At 63.5% G+C, this 18,934-nt stretch carries 21 protein-coding genes; 8 read left to right on the top strand and 13 right to left on the bottom strand.

Annotated elements, in window-relative coordinates:
• The 5 genes from NLY42_RS07115 to NLY42_RS07095 all read left to right on the top strand — a co-directional run bounded on the left by NLY42_RS07115 (position 1) and on the right by NLY42_RS07095 (position 4,994).
• The gene (locus NLY42_RS07115) at positions 1-945 is read left to right on the top strand and encodes a 2-dehydro-3-deoxygalactonokinase (RefSeq protein ID WP_027049049.1); all 945 of its coding nucleotides are present in this window, start codon (positions 1-3) and stop codon (positions 943-945) included.
• Between the two features lie 22 nt (positions 946-967).
• A complete protein-coding gene (locus NLY42_RS07110; RefSeq protein ID WP_023755350.1) occupies positions 968-1,609 on the top strand; it encodes a 2-dehydro-3-deoxy-6-phosphogalactonate aldolase in 642 nt (213 codons plus the stop codon).
• Positions 1,609-2,484 (top strand): SMP-30/gluconolactonase/LRE family protein, encoded by an 876-nt coding sequence (locus NLY42_RS07105; protein WP_196814867.1) that lies wholly within the window; start codon positions 1,609-1,611, stop codon positions 2,482-2,484. Before NLY42_RS07110 ends, NLY42_RS07105 begins: the two co-directional genes overlap by 1 nt.
• Positions 2,485-2,587: 103 nt before the next feature.
• Positions 2,588-3,649, top strand: coding sequence for a D-alanine--D-alanine ligase family protein (locus NLY42_RS07100; protein WP_023755352.1), 1,062 nt, complete (start codon positions 2,588-2,590; stop codon positions 3,647-3,649).
• Between the two features lie 91 nt (positions 3,650-3,740).
• Positions 3,741-4,994 carry a low temperature requirement protein A gene (locus tag NLY42_RS07095; protein ID WP_031244750.1) on the top strand — a complete coding sequence of 418 codons (1,254 nt, stop codon included), beginning with the start codon at positions 3,741-3,743 and terminating at the stop codon, positions 4,992-4,994.
• 18 nt (positions 4,995-5,012) lie between these two features.
• Here NLY42_RS07095 and NLY42_RS07090 read toward each other — a convergent pair whose 3' ends face one another.
• From NLY42_RS07090 to NLY42_RS07075, 4 genes are all read right to left on the bottom strand, one after another.
• Positions 5,013-5,300: a DUF1330 domain-containing protein gene (locus NLY42_RS07090; RefSeq protein WP_023681317.1), complete on the bottom strand. Its 288-nt coding sequence runs from the start codon at positions 5,298-5,300 to the stop codon at positions 5,013-5,015.
• A gap of 13 nt (positions 5,301-5,313) precedes the next feature.
• Complete coding sequence (pyrF, locus tag NLY42_RS07085; protein ID WP_023755354.1) at positions 5,314-6,027, bottom strand: orotidine-5'-phosphate decarboxylase; 714 nt, start codon at positions 6,025-6,027, stop codon at positions 5,314-5,316.
• The gene (locus tag NLY42_RS07080) at positions 6,024-6,620 is read right to left on the bottom strand and encodes an NADPH-dependent FMN reductase (protein ID WP_023673195.1); all 597 of its coding nucleotides are present in this window, start codon (positions 6,618-6,620) and stop codon (positions 6,024-6,026) included. Before NLY42_RS07080 ends, pyrF begins: the two co-directional genes overlap by 4 nt.
• 120 nt (positions 6,621-6,740) lie before the next feature.
• The gene (locus tag NLY42_RS07075) at positions 6,741-7,352 is read right to left on the bottom strand and encodes a LysE family translocator (protein WP_023744887.1); all 612 of its coding nucleotides are present in this window, start codon (positions 7,350-7,352) and stop codon (positions 6,741-6,743) included.
• Between the two features lie 122 nt (positions 7,353-7,474).
• Here NLY42_RS07075 and NLY42_RS07070 point away from each other — a divergent pair, with 122 nt between their 5' ends.
• Entirely contained in the window at positions 7,475-8,383 is a 909-nt protein-coding gene (locus NLY42_RS07070) for a LysR family transcriptional regulator (protein ID WP_023681320.1), read from the top strand.
• 95 nt (positions 8,384-8,478) lie between these two features.
• Here the strand turns inward: NLY42_RS07070 and pmtA are convergent, their stop codons facing one another.
• From pmtA to NLY42_RS07035, 7 genes are all read right to left on the bottom strand, one after another.
• Positions 8,479-9,084, bottom strand: coding sequence for a phospholipid N-methyltransferase PmtA (pmtA, locus tag NLY42_RS07065; RefSeq protein WP_023687484.1), 606 nt, complete (start codon positions 9,082-9,084; stop codon positions 8,479-8,481).
• A 117-nt stretch (positions 9,085-9,201) separates the two neighbouring features.
• A complete protein-coding gene (gene dnaJ, locus NLY42_RS07060) occupies positions 9,202-10,332 on the bottom strand; it encodes a molecular chaperone DnaJ (protein WP_023681322.1) in 1,131 nt (376 codons plus the stop codon).
• A gap of 219 nt (positions 10,333-10,551) precedes the next feature.
• Positions 10,552-12,468 (bottom strand): molecular chaperone DnaK, encoded by a 1,917-nt coding sequence (gene dnaK, locus NLY42_RS07055; RefSeq protein WP_023673200.1) that lies wholly within the window; start codon positions 12,466-12,468, stop codon positions 10,552-10,554.
• Positions 12,469-12,839: 371 nt separating this feature from the next.
• A complete protein-coding gene (locus tag NLY42_RS07050) occupies positions 12,840-13,838 on the bottom strand; it encodes an LLM class flavin-dependent oxidoreductase (RefSeq protein WP_023696046.1) in 999 nt (332 codons plus the stop codon).
• Between the two features lie 5 nt (positions 13,839-13,843).
• The gene (locus NLY42_RS07045) at positions 13,844-14,062 is read right to left on the bottom strand and encodes a hypothetical protein (RefSeq protein WP_023696045.1); all 219 of its coding nucleotides are present in this window, start codon (positions 14,060-14,062) and stop codon (positions 13,844-13,846) included.
• Positions 14,063-14,144: 82 nt separating this feature from the next.
• Positions 14,145-15,314 carry an AI-2E family transporter gene (locus tag NLY42_RS07040; protein WP_023755355.1) on the bottom strand — a complete coding sequence of 390 codons (1,170 nt, stop codon included), beginning with the start codon at positions 15,312-15,314 and terminating at the stop codon, positions 14,145-14,147.
• A 109-nt stretch (positions 15,315-15,423) separates the two neighbouring features.
• Entirely contained in the window at positions 15,424-16,485 is a 1,062-nt protein-coding gene (locus tag NLY42_RS07035; protein ID WP_023755356.1) for an LLM class flavin-dependent oxidoreductase, read from the bottom strand.
• A gap of 234 nt (positions 16,486-16,719) precedes the next feature.
• Here NLY42_RS07035 and NLY42_RS07030 point away from each other — a divergent pair, with 234 nt between their 5' ends.
• Positions 16,720-17,148, top strand: a complete 429-nt coding sequence (locus NLY42_RS07030) for a DUF6481 family protein (protein ID WP_023673205.1) — start codon at positions 16,720-16,722, stop codon at positions 17,146-17,148.
• 84 nt (positions 17,149-17,232) lie between these two features.
• Here the strand turns inward: NLY42_RS07030 and sugE are convergent, their stop codons facing one another.
• Complete coding sequence (sugE, locus tag NLY42_RS07025; RefSeq protein WP_023755357.1) at positions 17,233-17,547, bottom strand: quaternary ammonium compound efflux SMR transporter SugE; 315 nt, start codon at positions 17,545-17,547, stop codon at positions 17,233-17,235.
• 213 nt (positions 17,548-17,760) lie between these two features.
• Positions 17,761-17,886, bottom strand: coding sequence for a hypothetical protein (locus tag NLY42_RS07020; RefSeq protein ID WP_006200611.1), 126 nt, complete (start codon positions 17,884-17,886; stop codon positions 17,761-17,763).
• A 213-nt stretch (positions 17,887-18,099) separates the two neighbouring features.
• Here NLY42_RS07020 and NLY42_RS07015 point away from each other — a divergent pair, with 213 nt between their 5' ends.
• Positions 18,100-18,909 carry a transglutaminase-like domain-containing protein gene (locus tag NLY42_RS07015; protein WP_023739792.1) on the top strand — a complete coding sequence of 270 codons (810 nt, stop codon included), beginning with the start codon at positions 18,100-18,102 and terminating at the stop codon, positions 18,907-18,909.
• Positions 18,910-18,934: the final 25 nt, after the last annotated feature.

Genomic DNA, 18,934 nt, shown 5'->3' with positions numbered 1-18,934 from the left:
GTGAATCAAAATCCGGCAAAAGGCACGCCGGCAGTCGCCGCCGTCGACTGGGGCACGACCCGCATGCGGGTCTGGCTGGTCGACGAGGCGGGCGGGGTGCTTGCCGAGCGTCGCGGCGATGATGGGCTGATCACCGCGCAGCAAAAAGGCTTTTCGACCATCCTCGAAGGCCATCTCGCGGCGCTCGGCGCGCCTGACACACTGCCAGTCATCATCTGCGGCATGGCCGGCTCGCGCCAGGGTTGGCTGGAAGCGCCTTACATCACCGTGCCGGCGCCGCTCAGTGCCATCCTCGCGGGGGCCGCCCGCATTCCCGGCCAGAGCCGCGACATCCGCATCGTGCCTGGCCTGGCGCAGCGCCTGGAAGATGCGCCGGATGTAATGCGCGGCGAGGAAACCCAGCTTGCCGGCGCCGGTTTGCCGGCAAAAGGTCGCCATCTCGTCTGCATGCCCGGCACCCATTCGAAATGGGTTCTGGTCGAAGACGGCGCGGTCGACGGCTTCTGCACCTGGCCGACCGGCGAGCTGTTTTCGGTGCTGGCCACTCACTCGATCCTGCGCCATTCGCTGGGCGAGAGCCCGAAGCCGGTCATTCCGGACAATCCCTCCTTCCAGGAATGGTGCCGCAAGGCTTTGGCCGAGGGCGGCGATGTCACCTCGCGGCTGTTCTCGATCCGCGCCGCCGGCCTGCTGCAGGACCTCAAGGCCGACGATGCCGCCGCTTGCCTGTCCGGCCTGCTGATCGGCGGCGAGATCGCCTCGGCGGGCCGCCGCTATGGCGAAAGCACCACTGCAATCGTGCTGGTCGCCTCGGGGTCGCTAGCAGCCCTCTACCGCCAGGCGCTCGACCTTGCAGCGCTTGCCGTCAGGACGGTCGACGCCGACGAGGCGGTGCGTGCCGGCCTTATCGAGGCGGCGCGAGAAAATGGCATGATCGCCAAATGACTCACCAGAGTGGAGTGATAGCGTGACCCAGACCGCACCCTTCCCGAAGCTCAAGCGTGGTCTTGTCGCCATTCTGCGCGGCCTCAAACCCAGCGAGGCGGTTGCCATCGGCCAGGCGCTGTTTGACGCCGGCATCGAAGCCATCGAGGTGCCGCTCAATTCGCCGGAACCGTTTTCATCGATCGCCAGCATTGTCACCGCTTTGCCCAAGACAGCGCTGGTCGGCGCCGGCACGGTGCTGACTTCAGCCGATGTCGACACCTTGGCCAAGGCCGGCGGGCGCTTGCTGGTCAGCCCCAACATCGATGCCGACGTCATGGCCCGCGCCATGCACCATGGCATGGTGACGATGCCAGGCGTGTTCACCCCCACCGAAGCTTTTCAGGCGATTAGGCTTGGGGCTTCGGCGCTCAAATTCTTCCCGGCAAGCGTGCTCGGGCCTAGCGGCATTTCGGCGATGCGGGCCGTGCTGCCGGCCGATACCGTGGTCGGCGCCGTCGGCGGCGTTTCCGACAAAGACTTTGCCGGCTACAAAGCCGCTGGGGTGACTGCTTTTGGTCTTGGCTCCAGCCTGTTCAAACCCGGCATGAGCGTCGACGAGGTGGCCTCGCGCGCGCAGGCGGCGGTGACGGCCTGGGATGCGGCCTTCGGCGGAGCGGCATGATGGAAAACGTTTCGGTTTTCTCGGACCATGTCTGCGAACTCGGCGAGGGGCCGAGCTACGATCCCGCCACCGATACGCTGTTCTGGTTCGACATCGTCAACGGCCTTCTGCTGGAGCAGGGCGTCGCTTCCGGCGCGCTGAAGGTCCACGACCTCGGCCAGATGGCCAGCGCCATCGCCATCATCGACGACCATCGCCAGCTCATCGCCACCGAGACCGGCCTGCATGTCCGCGACGTCTCGACCGGCAAGCTGACGCTGCATACGCCCATCGAGGCCGACAATGCGCTGACCCGCTCCAACGATTCGCGCGTCCACCCTTGTGGCGCCTTCTGGGTCGGCACGATGGGCAAGGGTGAGGAGAAGGGCGCGGGCGCCATCTACTGGTTCTTCAAGGGCGAATTGCGCACGCTTTACACCGGCATCACCGTGTCGAACTCGATCTGTTTCTCGCAGGATGGAACGATCGCCTACTACACCGATACCGCGACCGGCCTGTTGATGCGCGTCGCCTGCGATCCGGCGACGGGCCTGCCGGTCGGCGAGTCCAAAGTGTTCGTCGACCATCGCTCGTCGCGGGGCTATGTCGACGGCTCGGTTGTCGACCGTGACGGCGTGCTGTGGAACGCGGTCTGGGGCGGCAAGGCAGTGAAGGCTTATGCGCCGGACGGCACATTGTTGCGCGAGATTGCCGTGCCGGCGGGGCAGTCCTCGTGCCCGGCCTTTGTCGGCGCCAAGGCCGATCGGCTGGCGGTGACCTCGGCCTGGAAAGGCAAGGACGACAAGCAGCGCAAGCTCGACCCACAGGCCGGCATGACCTTCCTGCTCGACATCCCCGTCAACGGCCGCTTCGAGCCGCGCGTGCTGATCGCCTGAGCGTACCGGTTGTCGTGCAGGCGGCGGGCGCGGGTCGATTTCGCGCAAGCCGATCGCATTGGCCGTGCGATGGTGTGGCTGCATCACCGAGAAGCTTTGACCCATGCCGCGCCCGACCTTGATCCTCGTCTACGAGCCTGAAAAGGCCTGTTTCGACAGGCTGGTCGCCGATGGTTTTCCTGCCGAGCGTGCCTTGGAAATCTCGTCCTATCTGGCGCAATCGACCGATCTCGCGCCCGAATTCGATGAAATCACCGCCGCTTGCGGGCGGCGCGGCCTCGCCTTCATGCCGGTTGCACTCGACGATGCGTCAAGCGCGCTGGCGAAGGCCGATCCCGCAACCACGCTTGTCTGGACGCTGACCGACGGCATTGCCTATTTCCGCGGTGCTGCAGCGCCCGCACTTGCCAGGCTGAATGGGCTTAGAACCATCGGAGCCGACGATGCGCTGTTCGCGCTTTGCCAGGACAAGTTCCGCTCCGGCGCCGTGCTTTGCGCGCTCGGCCTGCCGGCGCCGCAGGCAGGCCTGGCCCGCGACGGCCGCTGGCTGGCCGCCCCGCCAGCTTCGGAAGCCGGCTGGTTCGTCAAGCCGAACCGGCTCGGCTCCAAGGTAGGCATCTGGCCGGATTCACGCTGCAACGACCTGGCCCATGCGCTGGAGCTTAGCCGGCGGGTCTATGCCGCTTATCGCGACGATGTCGTCGTCCAGCCCTATGTCGGCGGTCGCAATGTCCGCGCCAGCTTCCTTGGGCTGCAAACGGATGCCGGGGCGGAAGCGCTCGGCATTGCGTTCGTCGACTCCGGCGGCGATTTCCAGACCATGGCGGACTCGATGGCGCTTTACGGCGACACCGGCGAGGCCGCCAAGGCGGCTGGACTATACAGCGAGCCGGTGCTGGAGGCGGTTGCCGACACCCAGCCGGCAGCCGCGGCAACCATCCGCCGCATCGCCGAGCGGCTGGTCAGCGGACTTGGCCTGCGCGACGTGTTTTCCATCGATTTCAGGGTCGAGGCCACCGATCATGCCCACCTCATCGAGTTCGAAGTCTGTCCCGGCCTGCCCTGCTTCGATTTCCGCGCCTATTGCCTGATACAATGGGGCATGACGCTGGCCGATGCGGTTGCCGAGACGGCGGCGAACCGACTGAACCGACAGGCGATCTGAAAGGCCGCGGGGACCGGCACGACCTACCGCGCCTTGACGGCTTTTGCTCCACCTTTAGTGTCGCGGGACAGTCCTCAGGCAAGGCCGCGCGATGAGCACACCAGCAAGCTCCCTCCATCATCACATAAGGCGCATGGCCGGGCGCGATCCGCATGAGGCGCATCGCGTCGCCACGCCGCTCGAGCTGCTGTTCGATCTGACCTTCGTCACCGCCTTCAGCCTTGCCTCGTCGCAACTGGCGCATGCCTTGGCCGAGGGCCACTACGCGGCGGCGCTGATCGGCTTCGGCTTTGCCAGCTTCGCGATCTGCTGGGCGTGGATCAATTTCTCCTGGTTTTCCTCCGCCTATGACACCGACGATTGGATCTTCCGCCTCGTCACCATGGTGCAGATGATCGGCGTGCTGGTGCTGGCCATCGGCCTGCCGCGCATGTTCGCCTCGATCGAGCATGGCGAACACCTCAACAATTCGGTGATGGTGCTGGGCTACGTCATCATGCGCGTCGCCATGATCTTCCAATGGCTGCGCGCGGCGCGGCAGGACCCTGGGCGGCGGCGTGCCTGTCTCACCTATGCCATCGCCATCGCGATCGCCCAGATCGGCTGGGTGGTGCAGATCCTGGTCGATTTCTCGCTGGCGACGAGCCTGGCTTTCGGCGCGGTCCTGCTTCTCATCGAGCTTGCCGGACCGGTCATCGCCGAACGCCGGGATGGCGGCACGCCCTGGCACGCGCATCACGTCGCCGAGCGCTACAGCCTCTTCGCCATCATCGCGCTGGGCGAAGGGGTGGTCGGCACGCTGGCGACGCTGTCGGCCGTGGTCGAGGAGCAGGGCTGGAACCTCGATGCCGCCTTGATCGGCATTGCCGGAATGGGTCTCACCTTCGGCATGTGGTGGGTCTATTACATGCTGCCCTCGGGGACAGTGCTGCACCAGCACCGCAATCGCTCTTTTGTCTGGGGCTATGGCCAGATGCTGATCGTGGCGGCCATCGTCGCCAGCGGCGCCGGGCTGCATGTCGCGGCCTATTTCATCGAGCACAAGGCCCATATCGGCCCGGTAGCGACCCTGCTCTCGGTCGCCATTCCGCTAGGCGTGTTCCTGGGGGCGATCTACGCGCTGTATTATTATCTCGTCCAGCGCTTCGATCCCCTCCATGTCTGGCTGCTGGCGGGAACGGCTGCGGTCGTCGCACTTGCCATCATCGCCGCCCTTGCCGGCGTCGACATGGCGGTCTGCCTCATCTTACTCACGCTAGCGCCGGCCGTCACCGTTGTCGGCTATGAGCTGTCGGGGCACCGCCATCAACTGGAGGTGCTGGCGCAGGAGGAAGCGCCGCACTGAGCAGAGCAGCTTCGCGCGTCAGATACCCTCGACCAGCACGATCTCGCCATCGGCTACTTTCTGACGGATGGCCACGGCGCGCTGGTACTCCGGCGAGTGGTAGCAATCGTGCGCCGCGCTGAGCGATTCGAACTCGATAATGACATTGCGGGCGCGGCCAGGCCCCTCGGCCTTTTCATGCTCACCGCCACGGGCAAGGAACTTCACGTCGAAACGGTCGAAAGCGAGCTTGGCGGCAGCGACATAGTCCTTGTAGCCTTCGGCGTCGCGCACATCGACGCGGGCTATCCAGTATCCCTTGGGCATTTTCTTCTCCTCGTTACGCGGCGCGCATCTCTTCCAGTATGGCTTCCGCCGCCGCGCGCCTGTCGCTTGCCGCCACGATTGGCCGGCCCACAACAAGATGGCTGGAGCCGTTGCGGATCGCCTGGCCGGGCGTCACCACGCGTTTCTGGTCGCCATGGTCGCTGCCCTTGGGCCGTATCCCCGGTGTCACCACCGCCAGGTCGGGTCCGACGATGCGGCGCACCGCTTCCGCCTCCTCGGCCGAGCAGACGACGCCGCCCATGCCGGCATGCAACGCCTGTTCGGCGCGTCTCAGCACCAGCGTGTGAGGGTCGTATTCATAGCCGGCGTCGATCACGTCCTGCTCGTCCATCGAGGTCAGCACGCTGACCGCCAGCAGGCAGAGGTCGCTGCCCCTGGCGGCCTCCACCGCGGCTCGCATCGCCTTGGGATAGGCGTGGATGGTCAGCATGGTCATGCCCATGCGCACGATGTTCTCGACACCCTTCGCCACCGTGTGGTCGATGTCGAGCAGCTTCATGTCGAGGAAGATTTTCGTGCCGCCGCTGGCCAACTCCCTGGCGAAGTCGAGCCCGCCGGCGAAGGCCAGCTGATAGCCGATCTTGTAGAAGGAGACGACGCCGTCGAGCTCCTGCACCGCCTGTTCGGCCTCTTTCACCGTCGGCACGTCGAGGCCGACGATCAGCCTTTCTCTCATGGTATGGGCCTGCATGGCTGTGGAAATCATGCCCCGGTCCGGGTCGACAGCATGCGCGAGGTTTCGATCAGCGTGCGGCATAGGTGCTCCATCGATTTGGTCAGTCTCTCATCCCTGAAATTGCCGTCGCCGTCGAAGGCACTGCCGCCATCGGATACCGAGCATTCCGGCGTCACCATCTCCAACTGGCAGCGCACCAGCACGGCGCGCAGATGGTTGATGCAGCGGATCCCGGCGAAATGTCCGTTGGAAGACGAGCACAGGCCGGCGACCTTGCCGACAAGCGGCCTCACCGGCCAGCCGCCATCGAGGCGCACCCGGCTTACCCAGTCGATCGTGTTCTTGAGCAGTGGCGGGATCGAGCCATTATATTCCGGCGTCGCGATCAGTAGCCCGTCATGGGCGGCGATCAGCCGGCCGAGCTTCACGGCGTTGTCGGGAACGCCTTTTTCCTTTTCGAGGTCCTCGTCGATGATCGGCAGCGGATAGTCGGCCAGCGAAATGCGCGTCACCTCGGCGCCTTGCATGGCCAGCTCCTTCTGCGCCACATCGGCGGTCCTGCCGCTGAAGGCGCCGCTGCGCACCGAGCCGGCGAAGACGAGGATTTTCGCGATCACAGCCATTGGCCACTCTTGTTCCCGGACAGGTACAGCCAGAGGCTGCGCAAATCAACGCACTGGCTCAAAAAACGGAAACGATCGGGGGGCAGGCGCGCGAAGGTGTGCCGAGCAGCTGGGCTATTGCTAGTGGGTGACCGCAATTCTTGCACTCAGCGCGATGAGTGCAACTCCGAGCAAGGCATCTATCGGCCTGCGGACGCTGCCATATACCGACCGAACCCTTCTTGTGGAGAACATTAGCGCGACAAGCCCAAACCACGCCATCGCGACCATCCCGATTATGGCCAGCGACACTGCCTGGACCCAGATCGGAGCCTGCATCGGCAATACCGATATGAACAGGCTCGCGAAGAACGCGGCCGTCTTCGGATTTGTAATTCCGACAACGAATCCGCTTCGCCAAGGAGCCGTAGTCTCTGCGCCACCGACGGCCAGCGGTGGCCGCGCCTGCCAAGCCGACAAAAGGATCTTGCTTCCCAGGTAACCGAGATACACGGCACCGGCGATCCGGACGGCAAGGTGAGCCCATGCAATCTGCGTCAGTACGAGGCCCAGGCCACACATCGCGAGAGCCGCCCACACCATGATCGCTGCGGCAATGCCAAGCGCCACATGGAACCCCGCGCGACGGCTGATCAGCGCATGGGAAGTCACGGCTACAAAATCGGGTCCTGGGCTCATGGCGCCGAGCAGGAAGACCGAAGCAAGGGTCAGGAATTGCGGAAGGTAGCTCATGCGATACTCCAGTTTCAGTCTCGTCGTACCGCACGCCTGCATGCCGGAGAGGCCAGGAAAGCCGCTCGCCGATTTCGAGGGTCGTTTCCCTCACCTTCACAAAACCTACAGCGCTCTTTAATATGAGCGAAATGAAAGATATTTCGGCAGCCATGAACAAAGCTAATATCAACATCACGATGGTGCGCGTCCTGACATCGCTCAGCGAGACGCGCAGCTTCACCAAAACCGCCGAGCGGCTCTGTCTTTCTCAATCGGCCATAAGCCATGCAATGAAGGCGCTGGAGGAGATCGTTGGCGCGCCCCTCGTCATACGTGATCGGCGCGGTGTCGCTTTCACCGCAACCGGCGAGGCGGCTTTGGACGCGGCGCGCGCCGCTTTGCATGCTTTAGGCCGTCTTGTCGGCCTACGGGAACACTCCATCAAAGGCAGAGTACGGCTCGCGCTGGTCAGCAGCGCCTCGGTAAAGATTGCTCCATATGCGTTGAACATTACTTCCGTCCGGCACCCGGAGCTTGCTGTCGAACTGCTCTTGGGCACGGATACCGAGGTGGCGGAGTGGGTCGATCGCGGTGCCGCCGATATTGGACTGTCCTACATCGCCGGCAATTGCCAAGCCGAGGAACTTGTCGACGACGAACTCTTTGTAGCGTCATCGCAAAAGAACTCAGTCCAAGGCGGGTCATTTCCGATCCGCGCTCTCGACGGCCAGCCATTCATCATGTCGAGCGGCGGCTGCGGACCAATGCTTGCCGAATTGTTCCAGGATTTTGGCGTTGCGCCAGTTGTCATCCTGTCGGCGAGCGATATGGCGGCGCTGCTTGCTCTGGTTGGGGCCGGGCGCGGTTTGTCGATTGCGCCAGGCCTGGCGTTTCCGGCCGATTGGCAGCGAACCGTCGCGAGGCGTCCTCTAGAGCCGCGTGCGCGTCGGCCTCTGCTGCTTCTGTTCTCCAGCAGCGCCGAAGCAACGGCCGTGCGGGCCATGTGCGCGGCGATCAGAGAGGTCGCCACGAGTTTGCGAGGCGGATAACAGTCAAGGATGTGGATCGACCCTCAATCGAGCTTCCTTCGGGAGACGTCGATCCTCTACAAGGCGCCAGAGACTTCTCCCGCCCCCAATACCAGCTAATGCGCTTCGCGCCGGTAGATCCACAGCTGCGTCGGCGGGATGTTGCGGAAGATGAAGTCGAAATGCTTGACCGTGTAATTGCCGCGGCCGGGCGGGATCGGCGACAACGGCCCATAGGTCAGCTGCACGATCGGCCGTCCAACCGGGATGCGGTCTAGCAGGCTTTCGATATAGGCGATCCGCTGTGCGACCGGAAAATTGAGCAGCGGCACGCCGGAGACGACGGAATCGAAAACCATCCCGCTCTTCTCGCCAAGCGTGGCGTTGAGATTGAAGGCATCGCCCTCGATGACGTTGACGCCGGGATAGAGCTGGCGCAGATGGCGCACGAAATCGGTGGAATATTCGACCGCGTACAGGTTTTCGGGCTTAACGCCCTGGGCGAGGATTGCACGGGTGATGACGCCTGTGCCGGGTCCGACTTCAAGCACCGGCAGGCCGGACTTCGGATTGACGATGGAAGCCATCTTGCGGGCGGTGATGGAGCTTGTCGGCACGATCGAACCGACCGACTTCGGCTTGTCGATCCAGCCTTTGAAGAATTTGAGTTCGTCGTCGAACTTTTCCGCCAGCGCCTTCCGCAATCCCGGACCACGTGCCATGCAAGTTCTCCTCAACACTCCCCGAACGCTACTTAGCAGCTAACAGGTCCAAGGCAAGGCGCGATCTGGCATAAGATGTTGATGACGTTCGGGAAGCGTGGCGGCCTTGGTTTGGGTTCAGTGCTCGCCGAAGGATTCGAAAAAGTCCTTCATGCGGGCGAAAAAGCCGCTCGACTGGGGCGAATTGTCCTTCGACGACAGCTGCTCGAACTCTTCCAGCAGCTCGCGCTGGCGGCGCGACAGGTTTTGCGGCGTTTCGACCGCGGTCTGGATGTAGAGGTCGCCGACATTGGGCTGGCGCAGCACCGGCATGCCCTTGCCCTTGAGGCGGAACTGGCGGCCGTTCTGCGTGCCTTCGGTCACTTTCACCTTGGTCTGACTGCCGTCCAGCGTCGTCACCTCGAACGAGCCGCCAAGGGCGGCCGTCGTCATCGATATCGGCACCTTGCAGTAGAGATCGGCGCCGTCGCGCTGGAAGAATTCATGCGGCTTCACCGCCAGAAAAATATAGAGGTCGCCCGATGGGCCGCCGCGCAGGCCCGCCTCGCCCTCATTGGCAAGCCGGATGCGGGTGCCGTCCTCGATGCCGGCCGGGATATTGACCGACAGCGAGCGTTCCTCGGTGACACGGCCCTGGCCGGCGCATTTCGGGCACGGGTCCTTGATCGTCTGGCCGCGGCCTTGGCATTGCGGGCAGGTACGCTCGATCGAGAAGAAGCCTTGCGTCGCCCGTACCTTGCCGTGGCCATGGCACATCGAGCAGGTCACCGGCTGGGTGCCGGGCTTGGCGCCGGTCCCGGAGCATTCCGTGCATGAGATCGAGGCCGGCACGCGGATTTGCGCGGTCTTGCCGGCAAACGCTTCTTCCAGCGTGATTTCCATATTGTAGCGCAAATCGGCGCCGCGTTCGCGGCCGCCCGACGAGCGGCGCTGGCGCCCGCCCATCATGTCGCCGAAAATATCTTCGAAAATGTCGGCGAAGCCGCCGGCGCCAAAACCTTGCGCGCCGCCATTCATGCCGCCCTGCTCGAAGGCGGCGTGACCGAAACGGTCATAGGCCGCGCGCTTCTGCGGGTCCTTCAGCGTTTCGTAGGCTTCGTTGATTTCCTTGAACTTATGCTCGCATGAGTGATCGCCGGGATTGCGGTCGGGATGGAACTGCATGGCCAGCTTGCGGAAAGCGCTCTTGAGCTCCTTCTCGTCGGCGCCCTTTTGCACGCCCAGCGTCTCGTAGAAATCAGCTTTCATCTTTTCCCGCAGTCCGGATGCTCAACGTCTTGATGCATGTTGCGTCGTTTGCCGGCACGTTGTCTCGATTTAGGAGCGGTGCTGCCCGGATGCTAGGGCCGGCGCGCTTGTGCCTGTGTTTTTCAGTGACTTTTTCGGCAAGGCCCGCACTTTTTCAGCGAGGGTTGCAAAAAAGCCCGGCTTTGCGCCGGGCTTTTCGCTTTATTTGCCGTCAACCGGTCAGGCCGACTTCTTCTTCTCGTCGTTTTCGTCGATTTCCTCGAAATCGGCGTCGACCACATCGCTATCCTTGGCCGCGTCCGCCTTGGCGTCGGCTTCCGCCGCTTCCTTCTGCGAAGCTTCGTACATGGCCTGGCCGAGCTTCATGGATGCTTCGGCAAGCGTCTGCGACTTGGCCTCGATGTCGGCGGCATCGTCGCCTTCGGCAGCAGCCTTCAGCGCCGTGATAGCCTCCGATATCGCCGTGCGCTCGGTTTCCGAAACCTTGTCGCCATATTCCTTCAGCGACTTCTCGGAGGAGTGCACCAGCGCCTCGGCCTGGTTGCGGGCCTCGACCAAAGCACGCCGCTGCTTGTCGGTCTCGGCATTGGCTTCGGCGTCCTTGACCATCTTCTCGATGTCGGCGTCCGAAAGGCCACCAGAGGCCTGGATGCGGATCTGGTGCTCCTTGCCGGTGCCCTTGTCCTTGGCCGAAACGTTGACGATGCCGTTGGCGTCGATGTCGAAAGTGACCTCGATCTGCGGCACGCCGCGCGGCGCCGGCGGAATGCCGACCAGGTCGAACTGGCCGAGCGCCTTGTTGTCGGCAGCCATTTCACGCTCGCCCTGGAAGACGCGGATGGTCACGGCCGACTGACTGTCTTCAGCGGTCGAGAACACCTGGCTCTTCTTGGTCGGGATGGTCGTGTTGCGTTCGATCAGGCGGGTGAACACGCCACCCAGCGTCTCGATGCCGAGCGACAGCGGCGTCACGTCGAGCAGCAGCACGTCCTTCACGTCGCCCTGCAGCACGCCGGCCTGGATGGCGGCGCCCAAAGCGACGACTTCATCCGGGTTGACGCCCTTGTGCGGCTCCTTGCCGAAGAACTGCTTCACGATCTCCTGGATCTTGGGCATGCGGGTCATGCCGCCGACCAGGACCACTTCGTCGATCTCGCCAGCCTTCAGCCCGGCATCCTTGAGCGCCGCCTTGCAGGGCTCGATGGTGCGCTGGACGAGATCGTCGACCAGCTGCTCGAACTTGGCACGGGTCAGCTTCAGCGTCAGGTGCTTGGGGCCGGTCGCGTCGGCGGTGATGAAGGGCAGGTTGATTTCCGTCTGCGTCGTCGACGACAGCTCGATCTTGGCCTTTTCAGCCGCCTCCTTGAGGCGCTGCAGCGCAAGCTTGTCGTTCTTCAGGTCGATGCCCTGTTCCTTCTTGAACTCGGCCGCCAGGTATTCGACGAGACGCATGTCGAAATCCTCGCCGCCGAGGAAGGTGTCGCCATTGGTCGACTTCACTTCGAACACGCCGTCGCCGATTTCGAGCACCGAAATGTCGAACGTGCCGCCGCCAAGGTCATAGACGGCAATGGTCTTGCCATCCTTCTTGTCGAGGCCGTAGGCAAGTGCTGCAGCCGTCGGCTCGTTGATGATGCGCAGCACCTCAAGGCCGGCGATCTTGCCGGCGTCCTTGGTGGCCTGGCGCTGGGCGTCATTGAAATAGGCCGGAACGGTGATGACCGCCTTCTCGACCTTCTCGCCGAGATAGGCCTCCGCCGTTTCCTTCATCTTCTGCAGGATCATGGCCGAGATCTGGCTGGGCGACTGCTTCTTGCCGCCGGCCTCGACCCAGGCATCGCCATTGTCGCCCTTGACGATCTTGTAGGGGACAAGCTTCTTGTCCTTCTCCGTCACCGGGTCGTCATAGCGGCGGCCGATCAGGCGCTTGACCGCGAAGATGGTGTTTTCAGGATTGGTGACCGCCTGGCGCTTGGCCGGCTGGCCGACGAGACGTTCGCCGTCGCCCGAGATGGCGACGATGGAAGGCGTCGTGCGCGCGCCTTCCGCATTTTCAATGACCTTGGGCTCCTTGCCATCCATGATGGCGATGCAGGAGTTGGTGGTGCCGAGATCGATACCGATTACTTTTGCCATTTTTCTAGTCTCTCCGCTAAGCAGGCTCTCAGGACCCTTAAGGCGTTCCGACGAAAGCCCCTGTTCACAAGAAATTCCGCTCCGGCAACCGGCATTCCGGCACTGGGCGGCTTGGCGCGTATATAAGAACAGGCGGCATCGGGCGCAAGCATTCTGCGCATAGCATCCACCGCGCCGCACTTGGCGCCTTTGAACAGCCGCCCAGCGGCCCGGATGTGCTCCAACCGCGCTCAAAACCCCAGGATCTGCGCGATCCCCCGGCGAAGCGCCCAGTCAGGGCTTCGAAACCACAAGAAAACGTCACCTATGCGTGAGAGAGGCGGCTCCTGGCTGAGGAAGGCGCCTGCCCACAGCAGACACAGGCAAAAGCGTCACGCGGCCTGCGACAGCGATTTATGCGCCTCGGCCAGGATTTCGAACGAGCGCACGCGTGCCGCATGGTCGAAGATCTGCGCGGTCACCATCAGCTCGTCTGCGCCGGTGCGGCGCACGAACGCGTCTATGCCTTGCCGGACGGTTTCGGGAGAGCCGACGACGGCGCAGGACAGCGCCTGCGAAATCATGGTTTTTGCCATCGGCTCGAGCGTCTGGTCATAGCCCTCGACCGGCGGCGGCAGGCGGCCGGCCCGCCCGGTGCGCAGATTGACGAAGGCCTGCTGGAGCGAGGTGAACAGCAGTTTTGCCTCTCCATCGGTCGGTGCGGCGAAAACGTTGAGGCCGAGCATGACATAGGGCTTGTCCAGCTGTTCCGAAGGCTGGAAGCGCGAACGGTAGATCTCCAGCGCATGGTCCAGTTCGGCCGGCGCGAAATGCGAGGCGAAGGCATAGGGCAGGCCGAGCATGGCGGCGAGCTGCGCGCCATAGAGGCTGGAACCGAGGATCCAGACCGGCACCTTCTGGCCTTCGCCGGGCACGGCGTGGATACGCTGGCCTTCCGCGGCCGGCTGGAAATAGCCCATCAGCTCGACGACATCCTGGGGGAAATTGTCTGACGCCTCGAGATTGCGGCGCAGCGCGCGCGCTGTTCCCATATCGGTGCCGGGCGCCCGGCCGAGGCCGAGGTCGATGCGGCCGGGGTGCAGTGCCGCCAGCGTGCCGAACTGCTCGGCAATCACCAGCGGCGCATGGTTGGGCAGCATGATGCCGCCGGCGCCGACGCGGATGGTCTTGGTACCGTCGGCGACATGGGCGATGACGACGGCGGTCGCCGCGCTGGCGATGCCCGGCATGTTGTGGTGCTCGGCCAGCCAATAGCGCCTGTAGCCGAGCCGCTCGGCATGGCGGGCCAGGTCGAGCGAATTTGCCAGCGATTGCGAGGCGTCGCTGCCTTCGACGATCGGCGACAGGTCGAGAACGGAAAGTGCGGTCATGGGCCTCAAGCCTTTACGATGTTCAACTGCCTGACCCTGGTTTCGAAGGCGCGGTCGGGAATGACGATGTCGAGCTGGTGCCAAGCAACGGGTCCATATTCTCGAACGGGATCCTGCGGACGCTGGCGATGCAGCGCGCTCAGCTTGTAGAGCGACGCATCGATCGGACCGCGATAGCCAATGCGGTCGAAATAGGAATCGAGGTCGAAGGAGGCATCGTTCATCGCAGGGTCCGGCTCGACCGGCTCGATATAGGCACTCCGCCTGAAGACAACAAATGCGCGATGACGGACAGGCGCGGCAAGCTTATGGCGCGGCCTTTCCGTTCTCTTCGGCCGCTTCCTCCTCCACCACGGCCGTCTGCTGTGCGGCGAGAAAATTGCCGACATGGCTGAGGCCATCGAAATGATCGCAGAACACCTTGACGACGACCAGCAGCGGCACCGCCATCAGCGCGCCGACAAAGCCCCAAAGCCAGGACCAGAAGGCGATGGCGATGAAGATCGCCACGGCGTTGATCTCGAGGCGTCGGCCGACAACCATCGGTGTAACGAACTGGCCTTCGGCGATGTCGCACAAAAGCACGAAGCCCGGCGCCAAGAGGGCGTAGGTAATCGAGTCGAAGCTGATCATCGCAATGACGCTGACCAGCACGATGGTAATCAGCGCGCCGACATAGGGCAGGAAGTTGAGCAGCGCCGCCATCGTTCCCCAGACCAGCGGGTTGGGCATGCCGAGCGCCCACAGGCCAAGGCCGATAACCGCGCCGAGACCGGCATTGATGACGGTGACGGTGAGCAGATAATGCGAGATTTCGCGCTCGACGTCATAGACGACGCGCAAGGCCCGCTTCTTCTCGCTGAGGCTGGCGAAGGACTGGATGATCTTCTCATAGAACATCGTGCCTGACGCCAGCAGGAACAGTGACAGCACGAAGATGATGGTCAGGCTTGTCCCCGCCGACAGGACGTTGCTGGCGGCGGCCGACAGGACGCCGGACTGCGCCATCGCCACCTTCTGGATGCCCGGCTCCTGCGAGGTCTCCGTCATCTGTTCGATCTCATGCGAGATCTGCATGATCCTCTCGAGCGGACGCCGCAATTGCGCCAGCCGTTCGGTAAGTTGTTGGCCGATCGACGAGGTGTTGTTGAGAAGGTCGATGACCGGGCCGCTGAGCAGATAGCCGGCAACGCCGAAGACGCAGATCGACAGCACGACCAACATTGTCGCCGAAACCACTTCCGGAATGCCGCGCTTGCGCAGGAAGCGCACGATTGGTGTCAGCGTCAGCGTCAGCAGGAAGGCGAGGATGACCGGCATGAAGAAAGCACGCGCGAAATACAGCGCGTAGATGGCCATGAACAGGAAGATCCCGATGAGCAGCGAACGCATCAGATGCGTGTCGGCACGCGCCACAACTCTCGCCTCTTCGGTCTCGGCAAGCCCAGCACCCAAAGCGGCGGGTTCGGCTTTCATGATTTTCCCTCAGCGGCGCACCGCAATTGGTGCTTTCCCCTGACGGAAACGCCTCTGCAAGCCCAAGGTTCCGTTAGCCGGCAAGGCCTCAATCCGGGCCGCCCGTCGCTCAGGCGGCTGGCGCTGCGACGGCGACGCCGGGCTTGGCGGTCTCCTTGCGTACGATCGGCGCCACCTTGGTGCCGTAGAGTTCGATCGCCTTCATGATCTTGGCGTGCGGCATGGCGCCGATCGCCATCTGCAGCAGGAAGCGGTCATTGTTGAAGATCTTGTGCTGGGCGACGATCTTTTCCGCCACCTGCTCCGGATCGCCGACGAACAGCGCGCCGTTCGGACCACGCGACTGATCGAAATGCGCCCGCGAGGTCGGGCCCCAGCCGCGCTCGCGGCCGATGCGGTTCATCACTTCGGCCTGCGGGCCGTAGAAATCGTCGGCCGCCTGTTCAGTGGTCCCGGCGATGAAGCCGTGCACATTGATGCTGGTGGCAAGGCCCGAGGGGTCGGTACCGGCCCGCCTGGCGGCATCGCGATAAATGTCGAACAGCGGTGCAAACCGCGCCGGCTCGCCGCCGATGACGGCCAGCGCCAGCGGCAGGCCGAGCACCCCCGCGCGGGCCGCAGACTGCGGCGTTCCACCTATTGCGATCCAGATCGGCAATTTGTCCTGCAGCGGCCGCGGATAGACGCCGCGGTCGTTGATGGGCGCGCGCAGATTGCCGGACCAGGTGACCTTGACGCTGTCGCGTATGGCCAGCAGCAGGTCGAGCTTTTCGGCGAACAGCTCGTCATAGTCCTCGAGATTGTAGCCGAACAGCGGGAAGGATTCGATGAACGAGCCGCGCCCGGCCATGATCTCGGCCCGGCCGCCCGACAAAAGGTCGAGCGTTGCGAACTGCTGGAAGACACGCACCGGATCATCGGAGGACAGCACGGTGACCGCGCTGGTCAGCTTGATGCGCTTGGTGCGTTCGGCGGCAGCGGCCAGCGCCACCACCGGCGCGGACGCGGCATAGTCGGGGCGGTGATGTTCGCCCAGACCAAAGACGTCGAGGCCGACCTGGTCGGCCAGCTCGACCTCCTCGATCAGATTGCGTAGTCGCTGATGCGGGCCGATCGCGCCGGGGCCGGGCTCCGGGCTGACGTCGGCGAAAGTGTAGAGACCGAGTTCCATGGCATGTCATCCAAATGTTCTGATTTGCCGCTAGAGGTAGCGGCGAGCCGCCCCGGCCGCCAGAGGGGCGGATGGTGAACAGTGCATGTCGGTTTCGGCCGGCTTTGTTTCAGGGGAAACGCGTCTCCCGGCTGCAACAGCATAAACTTTCATGGCTGGCATACCGTTTTGGCGCTTGAACTCTCGGTTTTCGCGCGTATGTAAGCGTCGCGAATTGACTTCAGGGAAGTGGACTTGGCTATCTACAGGGAAAAAGACATTTTCGAGCGGCGCAATGCCGCGAACGAGGCAAAGAAGGCGCTTCTGGAGCGCTTCAAGTCAAAGCCGGCGGCTGATGATCCTGCGGTTCTGGCCAAACAGGCCGAACGCAAGGCGATTCTTGAGGCTCGCGAGATACGCGAGGCCGAAAAGGCCAGGCTGAAGCAGGAAAAGCTGGCACGCGAGGCGGTCGAGAAGGCCGAGCGCGAGGCAGCAGCCGAAGCGGCGCGTATTGCGGCCGAAGAGGCAGCGCAGGCTGAAGCGAAGATCAAGGAAGCCGAAGAAAACGAGCGCATCGCCCGTTTGCTGGCCGACGAAGCCGAACGCAAGGCCAAGCGCGACGCACGCTATGCGGCGCGCAAGCAGCGTACCGGCAGGACGCCTCCGGGCTTCTCCGCCCGCTAACGCTTCGATCGAAACGATCGGACATCAGGGTCGCCTCCAGCGGCCCTGAACGTGTTTGTGCGTCGATTTCCTTGGTTGCTTTGCTCAGGCGGCGAGCTTCAGCCCCGTAATGCCGCAGACGATGAGCGCAATGCAGGCGAGCCGGATGGCCGTCGCCGGCTCGCCCAGCAGCCAGATGCCAAGCAGCGCCGTGCCGACCGCGCCGATGCCGGTCCACACCGCATAGGCCGTCCCGACAGGCAGCGTCTTGAGCGCTAGGCCGAGCAACCCCAGGCTGATGATCATCGAGGCGACAGTGAGCACCGTCGGCAGCGGCTTCGAGAAGCCGTCGGTGTATTTGAGGCCGATCGCCCAGCCGATTTCGAACAGACCAGCGAAGAACAGAAAAATCCACGACATCGGGATGCACTCCTTCCATGAGGATGGCGGGGCGTCCCGGCCGGACTTTTGAGAAAGGCGCGAGGTCGTCCTCGCCGCTTCGGTATAAGCGGCTGCGCCGGTCCGATCAACAAAACGCCGGCAGCATCGTTCATGCCGCCGGTGTCAAAATCTGCGCCGAAACGGTTTGCCCGAATCTCAACCGTCCCAAGATATTGAGGACCTAAGGCGGGCTTACTTTTCCTTGAGCCTCATCGCCTTGACGGGCGGCGCCTTGAGTGCCGGAGCCGCGGCGGGCTTCTTGGCGTCTTTTTTCGGCTTGCGAGCTTCCTTGCCCGCCTTCATCGCACCTTTAGCCATGATTCGTTCCTCCAGTTGCTGGGAGGCCAAGTGAAACAAGAGAAACGCCGGACTGCAAGGGGGCGGGCGTCCGTCGCCGGCGCCGGCGGGCCGCTTTCAACCGGTTTCTAATTTGCTCGTAAACCATTCCGGTCCGTGCCATGGTTGCCTTCGCACTGCAGCATCGGCCATGCCTTCGCCCGGCGATGATCAGGAAGTGCGGTCAGGACGACAATGCGAATCCGCATCGGCAGCGAGATGAGTTTCGATTTTCCGCAGGAAACGCCGCTGATCGCGATGCTCAATGTCCACTACTCCAGGGCCTCCGATCTCGAGCGCCCGGATTTCCTGACCTCCAACCCGCCGGTGCCGATCCAGAGCTACCGCGACAGTTTCGGCAATTGGTGCAACCGTTTCGTCGCCCCGCCCGGGCGCTTCACCTTCGGCACCGATTCGGTAATCCGCGACCCCGGCACGTTCGAGATGGGCGACCTGATGGCCTGGCAGCACGAGGTGCGCGATCTGCCGTCGGACACATTGCTCTTCCTGTTGCCGAGCCGCTTTTGCGAGAGCGATCTGCTGGCCAGCGAAGCATGGCGGCTGTTCGGGCACACTCCGCTCGGTATTGCCCGCGTCCAGGCGGTCTGTGATTTCGTCCACAACCACATCGTCTTCAGCTACGGCAATGCGCGGCCGACCCGCACCGCGGCGGAAGCCTATCGCCAGCAAAGCGGCGTCTGCCGTGACTTTGCCCACCTCGCCGTCACCTTCTGCCGTGCGCTAAACATCCCGACCCGCTACTGCACCGGCTACATCAGCGACATCGGCCTGCCCAAACCTTGGGCGAGCATGGATTTCGCAGCCTGGATGGAGGTCTATCTCGGTGGCCGCTGGCATGTCTTTGACCCGCGCAACAATTCGCCACGCATCGGCCGCATCCTGATCGCGTCGGGTCGCGACGCCGCCGACGTGCCGCTGACCCACATCTTCGGACCGGGCACGCTGGCTGGTTTCAAGGTGTGGACGGACGAGATCATCGAATAGGGGCGTCTTTCCGCAAGCTGGCCTT

Origin of the sequence: Mesorhizobium sp. C372A (assembly GCF_030323245.1) — a bacterium.
In the GTDB taxonomy this organism is placed as follows: domain Bacteria; phylum Pseudomonadota; class Alphaproteobacteria; order Rhizobiales; family Rhizobiaceae; genus Mesorhizobium.
The sequence above is the reverse complement of the archived record's forward strand: the minus strand, read 5'-3'. Positions and strand labels throughout refer to the sequence as shown.